This is a genomic window from Bdellovibrio sp. HAGR004 (genome assembly GCF_055397015.1).
On sequence record NZ_AP029176.1, the window covers coordinates 3,583,332 to 3,601,956 of the forward strand.

17 protein-coding genes are annotated in these 18,625 nt (G+C 49.1%); all 17 read right to left on the reverse strand.

Annotation, left to right across the window (positions count from 1 at the left end; translation table 11 throughout):
• Positions 1-155: 155 nt before the first annotated feature.
• Positions 156-1,568, reverse strand: coding sequence for a sensor histidine kinase (locus tag ACZ5ZV_RS17740; protein ID WP_464118550.1), 1,413 nt, complete (start codon positions 1,566-1,568; stop codon positions 156-158).
• Positions 1,549-2,223, reverse strand: a complete 675-nt coding sequence (locus tag ACZ5ZV_RS17745; RefSeq protein ID WP_464118551.1) for a response regulator — start codon at positions 2,221-2,223, stop codon at positions 1,549-1,551. The genes ACZ5ZV_RS17740 and ACZ5ZV_RS17745 overlap by 20 nt, the downstream gene beginning before the upstream one ends.
• Before the next feature lie 262 nt (positions 2,224-2,485).
• Positions 2,486-3,769, reverse strand: coding sequence for a flagellar hook protein FlgE (locus ACZ5ZV_RS17750; RefSeq protein ID WP_464118552.1), 1,284 nt, complete (start codon positions 3,767-3,769; stop codon positions 2,486-2,488).
• Between the two features lie 208 nt (positions 3,770-3,977).
• Positions 3,978-4,409 carry a TIGR02530 family flagellar biosynthesis protein gene (locus ACZ5ZV_RS17755; protein ID WP_464118553.1) on the reverse strand — a complete coding sequence of 144 codons (432 nt, stop codon included), beginning with the start codon at positions 4,407-4,409 and terminating at the stop codon, positions 3,978-3,980.
• Positions 4,409-5,413, reverse strand: a complete 1,005-nt coding sequence (locus ACZ5ZV_RS17760) for a flagellar hook assembly protein FlgD (RefSeq protein ID WP_464118554.1) — start codon at positions 5,411-5,413, stop codon at positions 4,409-4,411. The genes ACZ5ZV_RS17755 and ACZ5ZV_RS17760 overlap by 1 nt, the downstream gene beginning before the upstream one ends.
• Before the next feature lie 67 nt (positions 5,414-5,480).
• On the reverse strand, positions 5,481-7,301 hold the full coding sequence (locus ACZ5ZV_RS17765; protein WP_464118555.1) for a flagellar hook-length control protein FliK: 1,821 nt from the start codon (positions 7,299-7,301) through the stop codon (positions 5,481-5,483).
• A gap of 33 nt (positions 7,302-7,334) precedes the next feature.
• Complete coding sequence (locus tag ACZ5ZV_RS17770) at positions 7,335-8,147, reverse strand: MotE family protein (protein ID WP_464118556.1); 813 nt, start codon at positions 8,145-8,147, stop codon at positions 7,335-7,337.
• A gap of 3 nt (positions 8,148-8,150) precedes the next feature.
• On the reverse strand, positions 8,151-8,600 hold the full coding sequence (gene fliJ, locus ACZ5ZV_RS17775; RefSeq protein ID WP_464118557.1) for a flagellar export protein FliJ: 450 nt from the start codon (positions 8,598-8,600) through the stop codon (positions 8,151-8,153).
• Positions 8,601-8,621: 21 nt separating this feature from the next.
• On the reverse strand, positions 8,622-9,950 hold the full coding sequence (locus ACZ5ZV_RS17780; protein ID WP_464118558.1) for a FliI/YscN family ATPase: 1,329 nt from the start codon (positions 9,948-9,950) through the stop codon (positions 8,622-8,624).
• Positions 9,950-10,735: a FliH/SctL family protein gene (locus tag ACZ5ZV_RS17785; protein WP_464118559.1), complete on the reverse strand. Its 786-nt coding sequence runs from the start codon at positions 10,733-10,735 to the stop codon at positions 9,950-9,952. Before ACZ5ZV_RS17785 ends, ACZ5ZV_RS17780 begins: the two co-directional genes overlap by 1 nt.
• Positions 10,722-11,756, reverse strand: coding sequence for a flagellar motor switch protein FliG (gene fliG, locus ACZ5ZV_RS17790; RefSeq protein WP_464118560.1), 1,035 nt, complete (start codon positions 11,754-11,756; stop codon positions 10,722-10,724). Before fliG ends, ACZ5ZV_RS17785 begins: the two co-directional genes overlap by 14 nt.
• Positions 11,756-13,405: a flagellar basal-body MS-ring/collar protein FliF gene (fliF, locus tag ACZ5ZV_RS17795; protein ID WP_464118561.1), complete on the reverse strand. Its 1,650-nt coding sequence runs from the start codon at positions 13,403-13,405 to the stop codon at positions 11,756-11,758. The genes fliG and fliF overlap by 1 nt, the downstream gene beginning before the upstream one ends.
• A 23-nt stretch (positions 13,406-13,428) precedes the next feature.
• The gene (gene fliE, locus ACZ5ZV_RS17800; RefSeq protein ID WP_262552912.1) at positions 13,429-13,764 is read right to left on the reverse strand and encodes a flagellar hook-basal body complex protein FliE; all 336 of its coding nucleotides are present in this window, start codon (positions 13,762-13,764) and stop codon (positions 13,429-13,431) included.
• Positions 13,765-13,843: 79 nt separating this feature from the next.
• Positions 13,844-14,287 carry a flagellar basal body rod protein FlgC gene (gene flgC, locus ACZ5ZV_RS17805; RefSeq protein ID WP_464118562.1) on the reverse strand — a complete coding sequence of 148 codons (444 nt, stop codon included), beginning with the start codon at positions 14,285-14,287 and terminating at the stop codon, positions 13,844-13,846.
• A 3-nt stretch (positions 14,288-14,290) separates the two neighbouring features.
• A complete protein-coding gene (gene flgB, locus ACZ5ZV_RS17810; protein WP_464118563.1) occupies positions 14,291-14,701 on the reverse strand; it encodes a flagellar basal body rod protein FlgB in 411 nt (136 codons plus the stop codon).
• The gene (locus ACZ5ZV_RS17815; RefSeq protein ID WP_464118564.1) at positions 14,698-15,540 is read right to left on the reverse strand and encodes a sigma 54-interacting transcriptional regulator; all 843 of its coding nucleotides are present in this window, start codon (positions 15,538-15,540) and stop codon (positions 14,698-14,700) included. The genes flgB and ACZ5ZV_RS17815 overlap by 4 nt, the downstream gene beginning before the upstream one ends.
• 8 nt (positions 15,541-15,548) lie before the next feature.
• Positions 15,549-18,338: a tetratricopeptide repeat protein gene (locus ACZ5ZV_RS17820; protein WP_464118565.1), complete on the reverse strand. Its 2,790-nt coding sequence runs from the start codon at positions 18,336-18,338 to the stop codon at positions 15,549-15,551.
• Between the last annotated feature and the right edge of the window lie 287 nt (positions 18,339-18,625).

Genomic DNA, 18,625 nt, shown 5'->3' on the forward strand with positions numbered 1-18,625 from the left:
TCGAGCTACTTACTGATTTACTGTCTTTTTACTGGACCAGTGTCTGTAAATGTTCCTCAGCGTCGCGCACGGGAACTCGAAGCGTGTCTCATTGCGGGATTCTACTGGAACTCTGACCTTGGTCGAAGCTCCAGCAACATTCAAAGTGCAGGCCCTTAAGACATCTTCTGAAGAAGAACTTCGAACTCTGTTCCTTTGCCGTCCTTAACGGGACTGCGCACGGAAACTTTTCCGTCATGAGCTTCAACCACCGCTTTTACAAAGGTCAGCCCCAGGCCCATGCCATACTCGGATCGACTCTTATCACTGCGATATAATTTCTGCCAGATCATACCGTGTTCATCCGCTGAAATACCGGGCCCGGTGTCTGTCACACGGATAATCACGTTTTCGGTTTGATTGATGGTCTCAATTGTAACCTGACCGCCAGATGGAGTGTATTTATGAGCATTATCCAGCAAATTGGCAATCACTCGACTGATGAGTTTTGCATCAACCATGGCCCAGTCATGATGATCGAGTTTCTGAATAACCTTAATGTCCTTCTCCTCAAAGGCCATCTCGTACAAACTCATAATCTCTTTTACCAGATCACTGATGAACTTCTTTTCCAGCTTCAGGCGTTTGCTGCGATTTTCAGCCTCAGTGATATCCGTCAGAACCTGCAAGAAATTCAGAATTTTATCCGAGTTTTCATAACAGCTCTGCAAAGCCTCGCGGTAGGACTCAACATCCCCTTCACTGGTCAAAGCCAATTCCGCACGCCCCCGAAGCCGGGTCACCGGAGTCCGAATATCGTGGGCCAAATGATCAAAGGCTCCTTTGAGGCCACTGACCAAACCTTCGATCTTGTCGAGCATCTTATTGAAAAGAACTTTTAGTTCTTCCAACTCATCATCGCTGCCCCCGATCGGAACCCGCGTCGAAAGAGATCCACTTTCAATTTTCTTCATCGAGGTGATCAACTCACGGACCGGACTGAGAGTTCTATTTGAAAGGAACAAGCCCCCAAGGAAGCCAATCAATGCCACGGGCCCCAAAAGCCACCAAAAGATCTTTTGCAGATTATGCAGCTGCTGGCTTAAAGCTTCGCGGCTTTTTCCGACAATAAGACGGCTTCCATCCTTTAAAGTCGTACCCACCACAAAGACGGCATCGCCCCCATGAAGCTCCTGCATAACAAATTCGAAGTTTTGACCCCGATGGGTATCGAGTTCCTTTTTTAAGGCGACTTCATCCAACTTGAAGCTGGGAAATGGTTCATGAAAGAAGCTGACCTGGCCTTTGGGTGCAAAGACGGTCACCAACAAAGCGGCATCCCGGTCATAATTGGGAATATAAAGAAAGTAATCGTTAAATTCGCTCAACCCCCGCACCTCAATGCGGTTTCGATACTCTTCCAACTTTGACGTTAAAAGATCTCTTTCCTGGTCTTGCAGTCCATGGCTGATTTGAAAATAGAGAAAACTGAAAATAACGGTGGAACTCAGAATCAGAACCAGTGAGTACGCAAGTGTCAACTTGGTGCTGATTCGAAATAGCGTCGGCTTAAGACGACTTGAGAACATATCCTACACCTCTAACCGTATAGATAAGGCGTGTAGGGAAATCTTTTTCCAGCTTGTTTCTGAGTCTGCATACAAGTACGTCTACCACGTTGGTTTGGGGATCAAAATCATAGTTCCAGACTTCCTTCAGGATCGTCTGCTTACCAATGATTTTATTAGGATTGCTCATGAACAGGTCAAGAAGAACAAATTCTCTTTCCTGAAGGTCGAGTTTACGACCCGCGCGAACCACATCACGATTCAGACGGTTCAACTTCAGATCCTGGAACACCAACTGAGTCACTTCAGAAGCTTTTTGGGATCTTTTCAAAAGATTCTTCACGCGGATCTGTAGTTCAGCCATTGCAAATGGCTTGGTCAGATAGTCATCACCACCCATGCTCAAACCTTTGAGGCGGTCATCCAGCTCGCACAATGCACTCAGGATCAGAATTGGAGTGTTCACTTCTTTTTCACGCAACGACTTTGCGAAAGTGTAACCGTCCATTTCCGGAAGCATAAGGTCCAATACAATGATATCGTAATGATTCGTCAGTGCACGTTCGTAAGCACGGCGACCGTTGGACTCAACTTCGACTTCGCCTTCCAGCTCGCCCAAGCCCTGCTTTACGATCGTTGCAATTTCGTTATCGTCTTCGACTACTAAGCATCTCATCTCGAGTCACCTTTGTTTCGGGTTCCTAATGTAATATCTGTAAGCCAATTTATAGCAGATTTGTTTCTAAACAAAAGGATGAACATTCATATTGTAGCCTGAAAAGCTCATCATTACAGAGATTTAATCGCTACCCCGATGAGAATTGCCGAGATGAAACAAATCCACCCTTGAAACCCGCTTGCCAGACGAAAATAAACAGGCTCCTGGTCAGGGAGCCTGTGACATGGTCTTTCTATGGTTTAGGGCAGATTATCTAGAATTAACGCTTAAGCTGGATAACCTCGTTCAGAAGTTCATCTGTCGTCGTGATTGTCTTCGCATTGGCTTGGAAACCACGCTGATTTTGGATCATGTTTACGAACTCTGTCGCCAAATCAACAGTGGATCTTTCCAGAGATTTTGCGAACAACTTACCACGACCAGCAGCGCCCGGGCCGCCCAAAGACGCTGTACCGGAATCTCTGGATTCTTTCAAACGGTTGTTACCCACTTTGAACAGAGCTTCCGGATTTTCGAACTTCGCCAGAGCGATCTGAGCAAGGTCAGAAGCCTGACCGTTGGAGTAAACCGCTGTCAGGATACCGTCGTCATTGAATGACAAACCAGTGATCGTACCAGCCGCCGCACCATCCTGGTGCCAAGAGATCAGATCAGAGTTTTTACCGTACTGTTTAGTACCGTCCAAACCTTTACCACCCTCTTTAATCGCATCACCGAAGTTCAACTTCACTTGTTGGTCCTGCAAAGCACCACCTTTGAAGTTGAAGTTTGTGGAAGTTGTTTCCTGAGACTCCAACTTACCGTCAACAGTGAACGTCAATTTACCTGCAGCAACTTCAGACATTTTTCCGTCTTCGCCGCCAGTGACTTCTTTACCGTCAACCAACCCTTTGAATTCCCACTCACGGTCATTCACTTTGTTGAAGAAGAAGCTGACAAGGTGTTTGTTACCTTGAGAGTCGTACATCTCAACACCCGTAGAGTAATGAGAAGTGGAGTAAGGATCGTTGATATCGAACTTCTTAGTTGGCTCCATACGGGAATCCAGGTTCAGATCCAACTTCAACTCTTTCGTCGCTTTGGCAGGAATCAAGGCACGAGGGAACTTGATATCAGTCATTTTATTAACGATATTGCCCTTTTCGTCTGTTGCGAAACCTTGAACTTTCTGATTGTCGTTAGTCACCAGGTAACCTTCGCGGTCAAAGTGGAAGGAACCATCACGAGTGTAAGACTCACCATCAGAACCTTTAACTTTGAAATAACCGTCACCGGAAATCGCCAAGTCAGTCACTTTTTCTGTCGCGTCGATATTACCCTGAGTCAGGATTGGATTTACGGCACCGATCTTCACACCACGGCCGATTTGGTTACCACCAAGGATACCTTTAAGATTTTTAGAGATGATGTCCTGGAACTCTGCACGGCTGGCTTTAAAACCTGTCGTGTTGGCATTGGCGATATTGTCCCCGATAACACCCAAAGCCTCGCCCTGAGCAGTCATACCGGAAACACCCGTGTACAATGAAGAAAGAATACCCATGTGACCTCCATGTCGTTGGCAGTTCTAGTCGAGAACCACCGTTTTGGAGGGCCTCCTCTGCGAGGACCAGCCCTAATATTAAATTTTACTATCATTGCTTATCTGCCACTTCCGGACAGCTTCACAATTAATCCGCCGTAGCTCATTCATGAGCGAAGGAGGATTCCACGCTTTATCCGTCTCTTCAGGACAGCTTCAGCGCTTGCGTTTAAAGCACCACTGTTGAGTCGATGTTCGTGAACACATTTTCTTTCAATGCATTCTTGTCCATCACTGTCACAACCGTGTTGTTCTTCACGCTGACGATCAGTGCCGAGTCATTCATCAGAATCAATGAATCCTTGGAACCTTTCGCCGCCGCTTTCGAAACCGCCTCTGAGAGTCTTGAGATATCTTCCGGTGAATAGTTAATTCCCCGAGTTCTCATCCGCTCAATCGCGTGATTCGAAAACTTCACTCCTTCAACAGCTTTTGCAAGCCCCGGAGGTTGCATCTGTCCCAGGTTCTGAGGCTTGACGCCGCCGACCTGATTCAGTGTCTCCTTGAAGGAGGGTCCCCCAGCCAGATCCGGTTGTTTCACCTTCCCTGGTTGCTGCGGGATGAGTTGATCAAGAGTTTGTATCTTCTTTAAATCGACCATTACTTCGCTGTCTCCTTAGCGATCTTTTCCATCATGTCGCGGGACAAACCCACAGTGTTCATGATGTTAGATTTTGCTACAGGAGCAGGAGTCATGGAAGAGTTTTGTAACTCTGCATTCCCCTCTTTTACAGTTTGTCCTTTAGCATCATCTTTCTTCAAGTCTAGGTTTGTTACATCATTTACTTTCTGGTCAGTGGTCATAAGACGTGGGTCCGTAATCTTCTTCACGTCAGAGAAACGAATCGCCTGATTCCCCACGTGCAGAACAGGGCCCTCAGAGGAATAGCTCACACCCGTGATCATCCCGTCGAAGTCTGTCTTAATTCCCATCTTTTTGCCGTCTGCTGTCTTTGCTTCCGCCATGAATTGATATTCACCGGGAAGGGACTTCATGCCTCTTTCATCCTCACCGTTCCATGTCAGTTTGTTCGCACCTTGCTTCAGGCCTTTCAAGTTGTACGTGCGCACAACAGTGCCTTCTGCATCGCGAACCTTCACTGTCACTTCACTGGCTTCCATTGGCAGATTGAACTTGAAGTCATGCTCTTTATCATTCACACCGCGCACCACCTTGGAGGAATCCCCGGCAACGGCTTTGCCAATCAGATTCAATGCCTGGAAATTTTCAGAAGGCTTTTGACCATTCTTCATTTCATCAAGTGTTCGGTTCATGTTCTGCATCTGCTCAAGTGACGAGAAGTTCGCAAGCTGTGCCGCCATCTCGTGACTCTTCAGCGGATTCGTAGGATCTTGATTTTTCATCTGCGCCATCATCAGGCGGAAGAAAGCATCCTTATCCAGGTTTGGATTTCCAGTGGTACGAACTTTTTTCGCAGGATCCTGCCAGTTGGCATCGACAATCTTATTCAGAACCTCGCCGACATTTTCGCCGCCAAGCTTATCCTTATCGTGGGCACTGATATTAGAAGCGCCAGCGTTCTCGGGTTTCACCTGAGTCGCTCCGAATGCATTCACTCCTAATTTCGGATTCACCATTGTCATTTATGCTCCTTTACTGCTGCTTCAGCTTCCGCCCCTGCCGGGGCTTCAGCTTTGCCGGCTGTCGCCGCTATGCCACTAGATTAAGACCACTGCCTTTGCCTTCAACTTTGCGAGCTGGCGCCGTGGAGCGCGTCTCGATCGGCTGAAGTGGATCCCGACGTCCGCCGTAACCTTTCAACGAAGGCATATCGGTCAAAGATTCACGTCGTCCCTGTGAACCGAAGTTTTCATTAAACTGGTTCCAGAATTGACGGGCTTGATCTCTTTGCTGATTGCCGTTCATGTTCGTCTGGTTTTGCGTCGCCGTATCTGCGGAAGTCGAGTTCACAACGTCCACCTTTACATTCTCCATGGACAATTTGTGAGCAGCAAGACTGGTTTTCAGTTCAGCTAGACTAGACTCGATGGTCTTTTTAGCTTCCTGAGTATCTGCTGACATCTGCAGGTTCACTTTGCCATCCTGGAGCATCACTTTAAGGTGAATGGTTCCCATGCCCTCGGGGGTCATCTGAACCTTCATTTCACCGCCACCGCGCTTGATCAGGTACTGCGCCTGATTCATCAGCTGCTTCACCGCTGCTTCGTTTTCAGCGGGATTGGCCTGCCCTTGCGGAGCCATGCCGGCAACCGGAGCCGCACTCGTCGGCACACTTAAAGTTTCGCCCTTGATCGGAGCACCATGAATGCCTTCAAGTCCCTGCAGACTTTGTTTGAAGTCCGCTGACTTGATGTTCATTTTGTCAACGACCGCCTCTTTCTCAGAGCCTGTTCCCTGCTGCATGAAATTGTTGGATTGTTGCATCATTGAACCTTGCGATTCATTGCGCATCAGATCCTGCATTTTCGCCTGCACTTGCAATGGATTCAGAGACTGCGAGGTGGGCACCTTCGGAGCTTCCGGCGCCTTGAGCGCCTGAGTGAACTCCGCCATCAGCTCAGCCCCTTCTTCAGAAGCGGCCATGCTCTCAGCAACACCGGTTCCTTGAGCAGCCTGCGCCTCAGCGGCTTTCTTTGCTGCCAAAGCCGCCAACAACGCCGGAGACATTACTTCCTGCATCTGCCCTTGCAGATGTGGAGGAAGCTCTGGAAGTTTTGCCATCGGCGCCTGAGGCGGCATTTCCGGCAAAGCCATATCTTCCACCAAAGGAAGTTCCGTCGGCTCTGCAAAAGAAGCTTCATCCAGATTCATATTCTGCATCATGCCCGCATCAAGATGGGACATTGCTGCCGACTGAGGCTCTGGGGACTTCCAGAATTTTTGATTTAAGCGATCCACCGTGGCGCCCAACAGATCCTGCTTGGCTTGCGCCTGATCCACGCGCATCTGCATGCCCTGTTGGGTCACGCCAGTGCCTATTGTGAACTGCGGCGCTTTTGCCGGCACAGGAGCCTGCTGCAATTGCACCAACAGGGAAGCGTACATCGCCTGAGCTTTGTCAGCGTCTTCCTCTGGCAGTCCTAATTGCGCGATCACAGCTTCTGCCGTGTCTTCCGGGGATTGTACTAGTTGGGTGTCGTCCAGCTGGGCCATCGCCTCCACGAGTCGCGTGGGGGATATCTCGAATTCACTCTCGAAGGAGTCCATGAATTCTTTAATTTTTTGCTGTCGAACTGTTCCCTTCTTTTCTATCTTCCCATCGCTTTGGCTGACCTCGGGTTCTTTCCCCTTCTTCGCTTCGGTTTGTTCCGGCTTTTCGTTCTTTGCCTTCACTTCCCGTTGCGGAGATTCTTTCGCTTCCTTCGGGCTTTTCGAAGTTATTTTCTCTTCGAGAGCCTTTCCGAATGAAGAATCGGATCCGGAACCTTTGAAGTCCTTGTCCCCCGTTCTGCCGGGTGGTGACTTCAGCTCGGTCGCACCCGCCATGGGGGGTACGATACTTTGTAACAAACCTTCCTCCTTCCCTGGAAAAAATCGTTGTTACTATTTCGCGCTCGCAGGAGCACGACGCTTATAGCCCGCAAACATCTCAGACAGGATCTGAGCTTTTTCAGGCTTCAACAAATTCATAATATCAGCAGCATTCTTCTTTTTCATACGGCCAAGTATCTCAATGGCCAAATCCTCGTCCATCGTCTCAAAGACTTTGGCCGCCTGTGGAGGCTTCATATTGGTGTACATCTGTACCAAAGTATCGACTTTCTCCGCATCGGCCTTCACACGCTCTTCCAGGATGGATGAAATACGGGCACGCATTTCTTCAAGGTCCTTCAGTCGCTTTTCCAGCTCCACCTTCTGAGTTCCCAGTTCGGCTTCCATGCGGTTTAGCTCTTCCTCACGCGCATCAAGCTCTTTTTTTCTTTCATTCAACTTTTGCAGATGATCAATCTCCACACTGCTTAAAGCCGCTGGAGCTTCGGTTTTTTCCAACTGAGGTCCCGCATCTCCAGGAGCCGGAGCGGATGGCTGTGCCGGTGCCTGAGCAATGGCTTCGCCCGTCATCTGAACTTCGACGCGTTTAACGATATTTTCGACTTCCTCGTAGTTCTGGAATCCCCAGATCGCCACCAGCAAACCCACAAAGGAAAACACGATCATCTTCCAGGGCACTGGAGCTTTTTTGGATTTTTTCGGAGCCGACATTTTCATGCGACGGCGGATCTGCTGTTCGACGTCCTCAGAAGCCAAATCCAGATGAAGTTTTGCAGACTGGGGTCTTTTTTGAAACTTTACACCTGATTTGTTGTCCGCCACCTGACGGGCATTCTTAAAGAACTGATCGTATCCGCTTTTCATCGACTATGATTCCTTCACAGCTTTGAACCTCAGAATGGACTGCTCATCCATTTCCTTCTGGTCATTAGAAAGACGCTCAGCCCGATATTCTTCGAACTTGTTCTCACGCATCTTCTCCATAATTTTATATTCCAGAGCGGCTTGTCGCAAAATTTCTCTCTTGGACTCGACCAATTTCTCGATTTCTTGTACTTTTTGCCTTTGACGCTGAATGCGGACTTCCTGACCTTTCAGGAATTCATGAATCTGACTTAGGGCTGGACCTTGGGCCCCACCCGCCTGTGACAGGCTTCCCGCCTGCTGATGGGCGTTTTGCACCTGCCCCAGCATGGCCTCCAGCCGTCCCTGTTCTTCATTGAGCTGGGTCACCACCTCTTGGAAATCCTTCTGCGCCAGATTTTCCTTGATCTTGCGATGCTCAAGAACCTTCTGCAGGGGAAACTTAAACTTCATCTAAAACCTCGAGTCAGGGCACTAGGCATTTAAGAGAATTTGCTGCATTTGACGGATCGTCTGAGTGAAGTTGGTCGGATCTTCCACGCGTTGCTTCAGGAAGTCGTTCACAGCATCAATAACCTTCACAGCTTTATCAATTTTCGGATTAGAACCTGGTTTGTAAGCCCCGATATTGATCAAATCTTCGGCATCTTTGTACACCGCCAGGGTCTCACGCAGCTTCTGCGCCAGCTTCACATGCTCTGGTGATGAAACCGCCCGCATCACACGACTGGCACTTTGCATGACATCAATGGCAGGGAAGTGTCCCTTCTGCGCCAAAGCACGGCTTAGAACAATGTGCCCGTCCACGATGGAACGTACAGAGTCCCCGATCGGGTCATTCATGTCGTCCCCTTCAACCAGGGTCGTATAGAATCCGGTGATACTGCCTTCACCTTCAAAGGAACCGGCACGTTCCAGCAGCTTCGGCAAGGTCGCAAACACGCTCGGCGTATAACCTTTCTGAGAAGGCGGCTCGCCTGTGCTCAAACCGATTTCACGCTGAGCCATGGCAAAACGAGTCACCGAATCCATCATCAGCAGAACGTTCTTTCCCTGAGAGGAGAAATATTCAGCCAAGGCCGTTGCCACGTAAGCTCCCCGCATACGCAGCAGAGGGCTTTGATCACTGGTCACACAAACGACCACGGATCGTTTCATCCCTTCGGGTCCCAGATCATGTTCAATAAATTCGCGCACCTCACGACCACGTTCACCAATCATGGCAATCACGTTGACATCGGCATTGGTGTTTCGGGCCATCATCCCCAGAAGGACGGACTTACCCACACCAGAACCCGCCATAATTGCGACACGCTGGCCTAGACCTGCGGTTAATGCGCCATTGATGGCGCGAATCCCCAGATCAATAGGCTCGCGAATGGGTCTGCGCTCCAACGGATTTCGGACTTCACTGTATAAAGGAACTTCTTTGAAATTTTCGACTTCACCCAGGGCATCCAGGGGACGACCCAAGCCGTCCACAACACGCCCTAAAAGCTCTTCCCCGGCACGGACCGTGGCGATCTGGCGGGCCAAAACGATCTTGGACCCCAAAGCGACGCCTCTCATATCGTTGAGGGCCATCATCAGTACGTGCTTGTCTTTAAAACCAACCACCTCAGCCAGGAAAGACTTTTCGGTCCCGCTGGGATTAATCGAAACGATGCTGCCAACACTGGCTCCGGGCAGATAACCCTTGATAAGCATCCCATTGACTTCCGTGACCTTGCCACTGTCCTTGGTCAAATGGATGGACTGAATCACTTCAGAATACTTATCCAGATTCAGTTCAAGCTCGCTCATCAGCCGGCAATCCTGTCTTTTACTTTTGGCATGTTTTCAGAAAGCACAGACCACAACTGTTCTATGCGCTGCTCAATGCGGGCATCGACTTCACCGTAATTGGTTTCCACGATACATCCACCTTCAGCCACATCGGGGTTGGGTTCGAAGTTGATTTTCTTGATAAATTCAAACTCGCGGCCCGTTTCCTGCTTCAAAGTCTCCAGGAAATCAAATTGCGCCTGCGATACATGAACGGTGATCTCCTCTTCGTCCTGCGCCAAACCAACAGCATCGCGCAGGATACCGACCATCGCCTCATTATTACTTTGAAGTTCCGTTTTCGCCAAGCGAGCGGCCATCTGGAACATCAACTTCAACAAATGAGCTTCGTTGAACGAAGTCATGTCCTTCTTCAGATCCTTGATCGTCAATAGCAGCGTATCCAAAGAGGACATGCGCTCGGCAATCTCCGCAGAAATCTGCTCGAACGCCTCTTTTCGGCCTTCTTCCAGACCCAGCTTGTAAGCTTCCTGGTAAGCCGCCTCTTGTATTTCCTTAAGCTTTTCCAAAGCAGCGACTTCGACTTTTTCCTCTTCGCTGCCTTTTTCGACTTCGTCGATGCCTGTCTGCACACGCACGGCATCGTTCATGCGGAAGTCCGAACCTTTCTTCTTCTCAGCAAGATAGTTCATGGCCTGCTCGGGTGTCCCCAAGTCAAAGCGCATGGGAACAAACTCAAGAACTGTGTTCTCGGCAAGCTCCTTGGGCAAGACAGACTTAGACGCGCGATTAGACCATTGCATCTTCTGAACCACCTCTTGCGATCAGGATCTTTCCTTCGGCTTCCAGACGGCGTGCCACATTCACGATCTCCTGCTGTGCCGACTCGACGTCGGACAGACGCGAAGGTCCCATATTCGACAGATCCTCACGCAGCATCTCGGCCGCACGGGCAGAGATATTCTTGAAGATCTTCGTGCGAATCTCTTCGCTGGATGTTTTCAGTGCCAGCAGAAGCTTGTCGTTGGCCACTTCCTTAAGAAGAGTCTGAATACCACGGTCATCGATTTTAACGATGTCATCGAAGACGAACATCAACTTACGGATCTCTTCCGCCAACAGAGGATCTTTTTCCTCAAGACGGGACATGATCGCCGTTTCCGTGTTCTTATCCATCACGTTCAGCATTTCCGCCACAGGATGAACACCACCCAGGGCTGCCTGTTCAACTGTCGCTGTATTGGACAATTGATTTTTCAGAACGCGGTCAATTTCAGCAATAAGCTCAGGGTCCACGTGTTCCAGATTGGCCATACGCAAAACCACTTCGGCCTGCAATGCCTCTGGCAGACGCTTCAGAACCTCGCCTTTTTTCTCTGGCTCCAAATGGGCCAGAATCACGGCCACTGTCTGCGGGTGCTCATTCACCAGGAATGTGGCCAGGGATTTCGCATCGACCATCTCCAAGGACTCCAAAGAACGAGATCCACCGGTGGAGATATTCAACCCCCCCAGGATACCTCGGGCTCTTTCCTCGCCCAGAGCATCCACGATGGTGTCCTTGGCGGAGATATTTTCGGAGAAGATATAATCTTCTGTCTCAGAGATCATTTCGTAATACTCTTCCAGAACACGCTTTGTCACATGCACCGGCACCACACGCAGTTTGCTCATCTGATTGATCAGCTTGCGGATGTCAGAGTCATCCATTCGGCGCAGAAGCACCTTCACGGCGTCTTTGCCCAGGTAATTGATCAGGATAGCGGCTTTGTCGAAGCCTTTGAGATTTTCATACTCAATATTTTCAGCCTTATGAAGTTTCATTAGCCATCCTTCCTAACCAGCCACATTCCAAATGCATTGGCTGCTTTTTCCTCATCACGACTCATTGATGACAGGATACGATCTTTCAACAATTCACTTTCAGCCTTCTCAGGATCAATGGATTCCTGAAGCACCGGCAAAGCCGTCGACATGCCTGGAAGGGTGTTATCCACCGACTGAAGCTCTTCCAGCTCTTCGATGGTGCGTGGAAGCATTTCTTCCACAGAGTCCTGGAAGCTGTCAGTAATCCACTGCATGAATGGACGAACCACGATGAAGAAGAACAACGCCAAACTGAAGCCCAGCAATGCCCATTTAAACAAAGCATGGATCAGCTTTTTTCTTTCCAGTGTCGTCAGGATCTTTTCAGCTTCTGAGAAATCCTCCGGCTGGAACTGGATGTTTTCAATCTTAACACTGTCACCACGAGCGGTGTTGAACCCGATGGCATTCTTAACCAGGTCTTCGTATTTTCTTAGCTCTTCCGCAGAACGTGGTTTCCAGGTGGTTTCTGTCGTGCCATCTGCTTTCGTTGTTGTGGTCATCACACCATCAACAACGACGGCGACGCTGACACGCTCCAGATTCCCGGCAGATTCACGGATATTGCGGACCGTCTTTGGAACATCATAGTTTGTCGTCTTGATTTCCTTCTTAACATCCTGACGGAAGCCCACCGTGCCTTGATCCTCCGCTCCCGGCAAATTGGAACGGGAACCCGGAACTCCGGCTGGATTTGTACGGGAACCATCCAAAGATTCCTCTTCGGACTGTTGGGAGCGGATCGCGGTTTTGTCCGGATCCACAGATTCTTCCACAGAAGAAATCACACGGTGATTCAAAGTCGCATCGACCTTAGCCACCACCTTCGCATGACCGACAACTTTGGAAAGGATGTCTTCAATACGGTCTTCCAGGTCACCTTCGATTTTTGCTTTCAAGTCCAGCAGTTCATTGGATCCGCCGGTAGTTCCATCTGCCACGCGGGTTAGAACCTTCCCACGCTCGTCCAGGACTGTCACTTTGTCAGCGTCCATGCCTTCAACAGAGTTTGCCACCAAATAGCGAATGCCGCGCACCTGTTCCGGTGCCAGTTCTTTGCCTTGGTGCAATTCAACCACAACAGAGGCAGAGGCCTGACCGCCTTCTTCAAGGAAGGTTTTTTTGTTCGGCAAAGCCAGAATCACCTTGGACTGCTTAACGGCCGTCAAGGTGTTGATGGCGCGCATAAGCTCGCCCTGCAAAGCTCTTTGATAGTTGATCTTTTGAGCGTACGAGTTCATGCCGAAATCTTGTTTATCGAAGATCTCAAGACCGATAGAACCCATTTTAGGAGAACCGATTTCCGCCATCAAAGTCATTTGCGTGGAATGCAAAAGCTCTTTTGGAATAGCGACAGTTTTTCCGCCATCACGCAGCTGGAAAGGCACATTCTTTTCATTCAGTTTTGCCACGATTGTGGAAACCTGCTCGGTCGGAATGTTCGTGAACAGAGGCACATAGTCTTTCCCTGATGCCATAAACAGCATCGTGAAAAGTGCCACCGCCGCAATAACAGTAACCGCAATTACTGAAAGTCTTTTGGTCGGACCCAGGTTTTTGAAGAACTCGCGAAACTGGACAACCAATCCACCAAAAATCTTATTCAAGGAAACCCCTCCAGCCTAAGAAACTAAACCTGCATCTTCATAACTTCTTGGTACGCATCAATGATCTTGTTGCGCACTTGCACCATCACCTTCAGGGCGATGTCTGCTTTTTCCGCGGCGATCATCACATCGGCCACATTGTCCGTCTTGCCAGTTGCGAGATTCTGCATGGCTTTGTCTGAAGCCTTCTGCATTTCATTCACACTGCCAACGGCGTCTTTCAGGGTGTCGGCGAAGCTTTTGCCCGTATCGGATGTCGAACTTGTTGAAGGGGTGTTCTCGATGCTTAATGACTTGGAATCACGCACGATCCCAGTGTCGAGAAACCTGTTTGCATTTGATACAGTAAAACCCTCCATGGCTTCACCTTCTCCTTATGAAAATTGTAATAAACTAAAACAAAAAAGTCCCTAATTTTTGCCGGGGTCTAGGAAGGAATTACCTGCCTATTTCCAGCGCGGAAAGGGCCATATCCTTGGACGCCTGCACCGCTGTCACGTTGGCTTCATAAGAACGCGACGCCTGTATCATATTGGTCATTTCTTCCATCAGATTAATATTCGGATAGGCCACATACCCTTCTGCATTTGCATCAGGATGGTCCGGCTCATACTTCATCAGCGGAGCCTTTCGGTCAGATATCACATCCGTGACCTGGACTCGCTGGAAGCTTCCTGCGGGATCCGTCGAAGAAATGATCTCACCAAAGTTCTTCGCATCGGGCATGGATTCGAAAACCACATCCTTGCGACGGTAGGGACCACCCTCCGGCGTCTGGGTCGTGTTAATATTGGCAATATTACTGGCAATGGTGTTCATGCGCATTCTTTGCGCTGCCATCCCACTGCTGCTGATTCTCATACCGGTCAAAAAATCAGCCATCTATTACCGCCCTTCCGTAGCCGCGTACTTCAAAGCAGCCATTTTCTTGTTGATAAGTTGCAGGGCTGTTTTGTAAAGGATCGCATTCTCGGATAACGCTGACATTTCTTTTTCCACGTCCACAGTGTTACCGTCGTTGTTCACCGCCCCTTCCGGATCATCGTAAATATCCGGACGGGTTTTAGCGACAGAAACACCGCCGACAGAGAAGTGTTCAGGATTGCTGGTGCTCAGGCTGTTGGCGCCATCCAGATCCAGAGCTCGTTGCAGAGCCCCTTCAAAGTCCATCTTCTTGGCGTGATAACCAGGGGTTTCCGCATTGGCAATGTTTGACGCCGTCACATTGTGACGAAGCTGCCTCATGTGCAATGAGGTCGCCAGTGCGTTGGTTGTTTTATCGAATAGACCACTCATAAAACACCTTCTTCCTTGTATTCATTAAGTTTATTTCTCAATGTTCGAATGCTGATTCCCAGCATCTGCGCCGCACGAGTGCGGTTCTGGGCCGTCAGCTCCAAGGTCTGTAGAATAAGACGCTTTTCAACCTCGGAAAGGGACATGCCCGGAGCAAAATCCAGGTCCATATCCGAAAATTCAGCCTCAAATTGAATACATTCGGGGCCGATGTCTGAAGTTTTTGCAAGAACCACGGCTCTTTCCAGGACATTTTCCAGCTCCCGGATATTGCCAGGCCAATTCCAGGCATTCAGGCGCTCATAGGCCTCGGCCGTCAAACGCAAGCCCGACTTGCCATGCATGATCTGGGATACTTCCAGAACAAAGTTCACGATATTCTGGAAATCCAGACTGCGATCTTCCAGTCTTGGAATTTCCAAATGAACCACCGCCAACTTATAGAACAAATCCTGACGGAACTGCTCTTGCTTCACCAAGGAACGAATGTCGCGACGACTTGTTGAAATAAAACGAGGACGGGTGCCGTCAGTTCTTTCCACCAGTTTCATCAGATCATTTTGCAAGGCCACAGACGCACAATCCAGATCCTCGATCAGTAAAGTGCCACCATCCACACGCGAAAAATCAAAGCCACCGGCGTTTTTGCAATCCAGACAATACAAACGGGAAGAACGGCTTTTTGTGTAAATATAGCGGGCCAGACTTGTTTTCCCCGAACCGGCTTCACCTACCAACAACAAACTGGCCTGGGTGCCGGCCAATTGAAGACTCAACTGCTTCACTTCGTGCATTCTTCTATCTTCGATGTGTAGGGCATCAAAATCAAAGTACGACATCCAAACTCCTATTGGCCTTGTTCGTTCTCAGACATAGCTGGAATTCTTTTGATATATTTCTTGTAACCGTCTCTCCAGTCCGAATTCTGCAGTTGTTCTTGAGCCAGCTTCTTCCAGAAGCCGCTCTTATCACCTTTGAACTCGTTCCAGACTTCCGCCGCCTTCTGAATCTCACCTTCCTTGAAGTAGATCTGACCCAGCTTGTAGCGAATGGAGGAAAGAGGACGACTGTCTTCATATTTTTCCAGAAGCTTCTCATAAGAACCTGTGGCCAGATTCCTTTGCTTTTTTTCCAGATAGATATCGCCCATTGTCTCAAGAGCTTTCGCATGGATCACAGGCGCAATTTTGCCGGAATCGTTTTGCAGCTGATCAATCATCTCCAAGGATCTCAGGGCCTCATCTGATTTCCCCTGCTTGATCTGAAGATCCGCCAGTTTCAGGTACGGCTCAGCCACCAGTTGTGGCTGTCCCTTCCAAGTGCGTAACAGCTCTCCCAGGTAACGAACGGCGGAGTCATTGTCGCCACGCTTTTCCAGCAGGCGAACAGCCACATTCACTCGCTCAATCTGAGAGTTCTCATCCATCTTCTCTGGATTTTTGATATTCTTTAGATAGTCATAGGCCTGATTGTATTTTTGTTCTTCAGTAAAGACTGTTGCCAATCGCAGGTTCAACTCATCCTCGGAGGGCACCTGTTCTTTTACCTGAACTTCCTTGGCTTCCGGGGTCCCGCGAATCGCGTAGGTGCGATTCAAAACATCTTTGTAATAACGTTCGGCTTCAACAGGAACGCCCGCCATCTCAAATGCGCGCCCCACATTGTATTTCGTATCCAGCCGTCTGGAGTTTTTCAGCCAGTTGTCAGCATATTGACTGTGTGTCTTCAAAGCCGCAATAAAGTTGCCAGCATTGACTTCAGATTCAAGTTTGTCGTTGATGTTGGAGACAATACGATTGGTCAACAGAGGAACATCCACTGACGTCGGATGCTCTTTGTAGTACTTTGACAGCAGGTCAATGGCCTTTTGATGTTCATCGCGATTGGTGTAACCGTCGGCCACCATCACCGTTGCAAACTGTTCAATGTTGGGAAGATCAATCTTCTTTGCCAAAGACATGATTTCTGCCACGGCATGGTTCACTTCCTTCGGCTTCATGCCTTTCATGCGTGCACTCAGCAAACGCAAGCGCGCAATCACAGCATTCGGAGTTTCACCATAGCGGAAATAAGTCTCCAGATAAGCTCCCATGACACGGGACTTGTCTGCGCCGAAGATATCCAGCAGTTCTCCCATGCGTGTCATGGCAAAAGCCGAATGATTGCTGCTTGGGAACTTTTTCACAAATTCACGGTAAGTATCCAGACTTTGCTGATACTTATTGGTCATAAACAGGGATTCCGCCTGATTGAAGAAAGCATTCGGATAAAGTCCCTGACCTTCCGGATACTTTTTCAAGGCGCTCTGGTATTCAGCGATGGCTTTTGGATAGTTTTTGCTGCGAACCCAGACATCGCCACGGCGGTAAGCCGCTTCCACTTTTAGATCACGATTGAAAGCGTCTTTTTCAACCTGATTAAAGTGCGCAATCGCATCGTCCCACTTGTTCAACTTCATGAAATCCAAACCCATTCCCAAACGGGCCAGATCCTTGGACAGGGATTCCTTGTCAGCGAAGTTCTTATTTTCAATGTGTTCCTGGAAGAAACGCAGTGAATTCAGATAGTCACCTTTTTCAAAAGCCAGATAGCCCAGCTTCAATGAGGTTCTTTCCGCCAAAGGAGACCGCGGATACTTCGCCACGGCTTCTTTGTATTTCTGAATCGCCTGATCGTAATCTTTTACACGACCCTCTTCCTGCCACATGGCCAGATGCACATCGGCGGTCATAAAGTCGATGACTTCATTGTATTCTGATTGCGGATACTTATCCTTGAACCACTGCTGGGTTTTCAGATAAACGCCATAGCGCTGCTTTTCAAACAATGTCAAAAGCAGACGAGCCTGTTTGTTTTCTTCCGAAGATTTCGGCGTGATCTGATAGATTGCCGGCGTCACCTTCATCTTCTCCCAATAGCTGACAGGAGTTTCCAGCATCGGGAACGGGATATAATAGTTATCCTTGGCGCGAATCAGGGCATCTTCTTTGATCTCATAATCTTTAATAGAGAAGCGCTCGTACTCTGGATCTCCTCCGTCAAAAATCCCCGACTTCACACTGTCATTCTGAGCCACCGCCACGCCGCCTTGCTGAGCGATCGCCAAAGTATCCGCTGTCGCGGGCTTTCGATTCTTGTCTGTTTTGTTTTTTGCTATAGGTTTTAGGACCTTAGCTGGCAGCTCTGTGGGAAGATGTTTCTCTTTTTCCGCCACAGTTTTTTTGCTCGCTTTGGAGGCTTTCGCAGACGGATTCACATAAAAGTCCATAATCAAACGCGACGGCTGATCAGTCAGGTAATCAAAGGTATCAATGTCTTCACCAGACAAGGTGAACTGAATCACGTTCTTGCCATCCGGCCCCTTGCGATCCACGGCCACGGAGGTCACAAAATCACTTTTAAAAGAAGAAAGAGAATCAATAGTGGATTCATCCAGAGCAGGCACTGTCATCTCTACAACGGTCTGGCCCTTTTTATCCAAGCGCTTAACGTCATAGTCCCAGTTCTGCTGACCAGTCAGCTCCAGGTGAACCGTGTCCCCCTGAAAATTGATCACGCCATTGACCTTGTTAGCTTCTGCTGAAGCTAGACCAAAGAACAGGCATCCTGCCATCATCACAAATCGTAAAGTGTTCACTCCTTGAACCCCTTCTCTTCCCTTCGCTTTGCTGTTGCACATACAGTGCCACCCCTTTCAAAGGCCTGATGGCAAATAAGTTCAAGCTGGGCAAAAAGTTTCATAGAATTTCCAACACCTCCGCCAAAACAATGACGGCTTGACGACCCGGCCCTTGGCGGAGGGCTTAGGGGAGGCCGCCGCTTCGGACAGTCCTCGCTGACGCGCCCTTCGGGCTGCTGCTGCGGAACTTGCGTCGGACTCCCCTAAGCCCTCCGCCAAGAGCTTGGTGCGCCAACAGCAGAGGA

Bases quoted from the DNA above. Each gene is read 5' to 3' on its own strand.
- ACZ5ZV_RS17750 (WP_464118552.1), bottom strand. From the start codon at position 3,769: ATGGGTATTCTTTCTTCATTGTACACGGGTGTTTCCGGTATGACTGCT.
- ACZ5ZV_RS17785 (WP_464118559.1), bottom strand. From the start codon at position 10,735: ATGCAATGGTCTAATCGCGCGTCTAAGTCTGTCTTGCCCAAGGAGCTT.
- flgC (WP_464118562.1), bottom strand. From the start codon at position 14,287: ATGGCTGATTTTTTGACCGGTATGAGAATCAGCAGCAGTGGGATGGCA.
- fliG (WP_464118560.1), bottom strand. From the start codon at position 11,756: ATGAAACTTCATAAGGCTGAAAATATTGAGTATGAAAATCTCAAAGGC.
- fliE (WP_262552912.1), bottom strand. From the start codon at position 13,764: ATGGAGGGTTTTACTGTATCAAATGCAAACAGGTTTCTCGACACTGGG.
- ACZ5ZV_RS17815 (WP_464118564.1), bottom strand. From the start codon at position 15,540: ATGTCGTACTTTGATTTTGATGCCCTACACATCGAAGATAGAAGAATG.
- ACZ5ZV_RS17780 (WP_464118558.1), bottom strand. From the start codon at position 9,950: ATGAGCGAGCTTGAACTGAATCTGGATAAGTATTCTGAAGTGATTCAG.
- flgB (WP_464118563.1), bottom strand. From the start codon at position 14,701: ATGAGTGGTCTATTCGATAAAACAACCAACGCACTGGCGACCTCATTG.
- ACZ5ZV_RS17755 (WP_464118553.1), bottom strand. From the start codon at position 4,409: ATGGTCGATTTAAAGAAGATACAAACTCTTGATCAACTCATCCCGCAG.
- ACZ5ZV_RS17760 (WP_464118554.1), bottom strand. From the start codon at position 5,413: ATGACAATGGTGAATCCGAAATTAGGAGTGAATGCATTCGGAGCGACT.
- ACZ5ZV_RS17740 (WP_464118550.1), bottom strand. From the start codon at position 1,568: ATGTTCTCAAGTCGTCTTAAGCCGACGCTATTTCGAATCAGCACCAAG.
- ACZ5ZV_RS17770 (WP_464118556.1), bottom strand. From the start codon at position 8,147: ATGAAAAGCGGATACGATCAGTTCTTTAAGAATGCCCGTCAGGTGGCG.
- fliJ (WP_464118557.1), bottom strand. From the start codon at position 8,600: ATGAAGTTTAAGTTTCCCCTGCAGAAGGTTCTTGAGCATCGCAAGATC.
- ACZ5ZV_RS17745 (WP_464118551.1), bottom strand. From the start codon at position 2,223: ATGAGATGCTTAGTAGTCGAAGACGATAACGAAATTGCAACGATCGTA.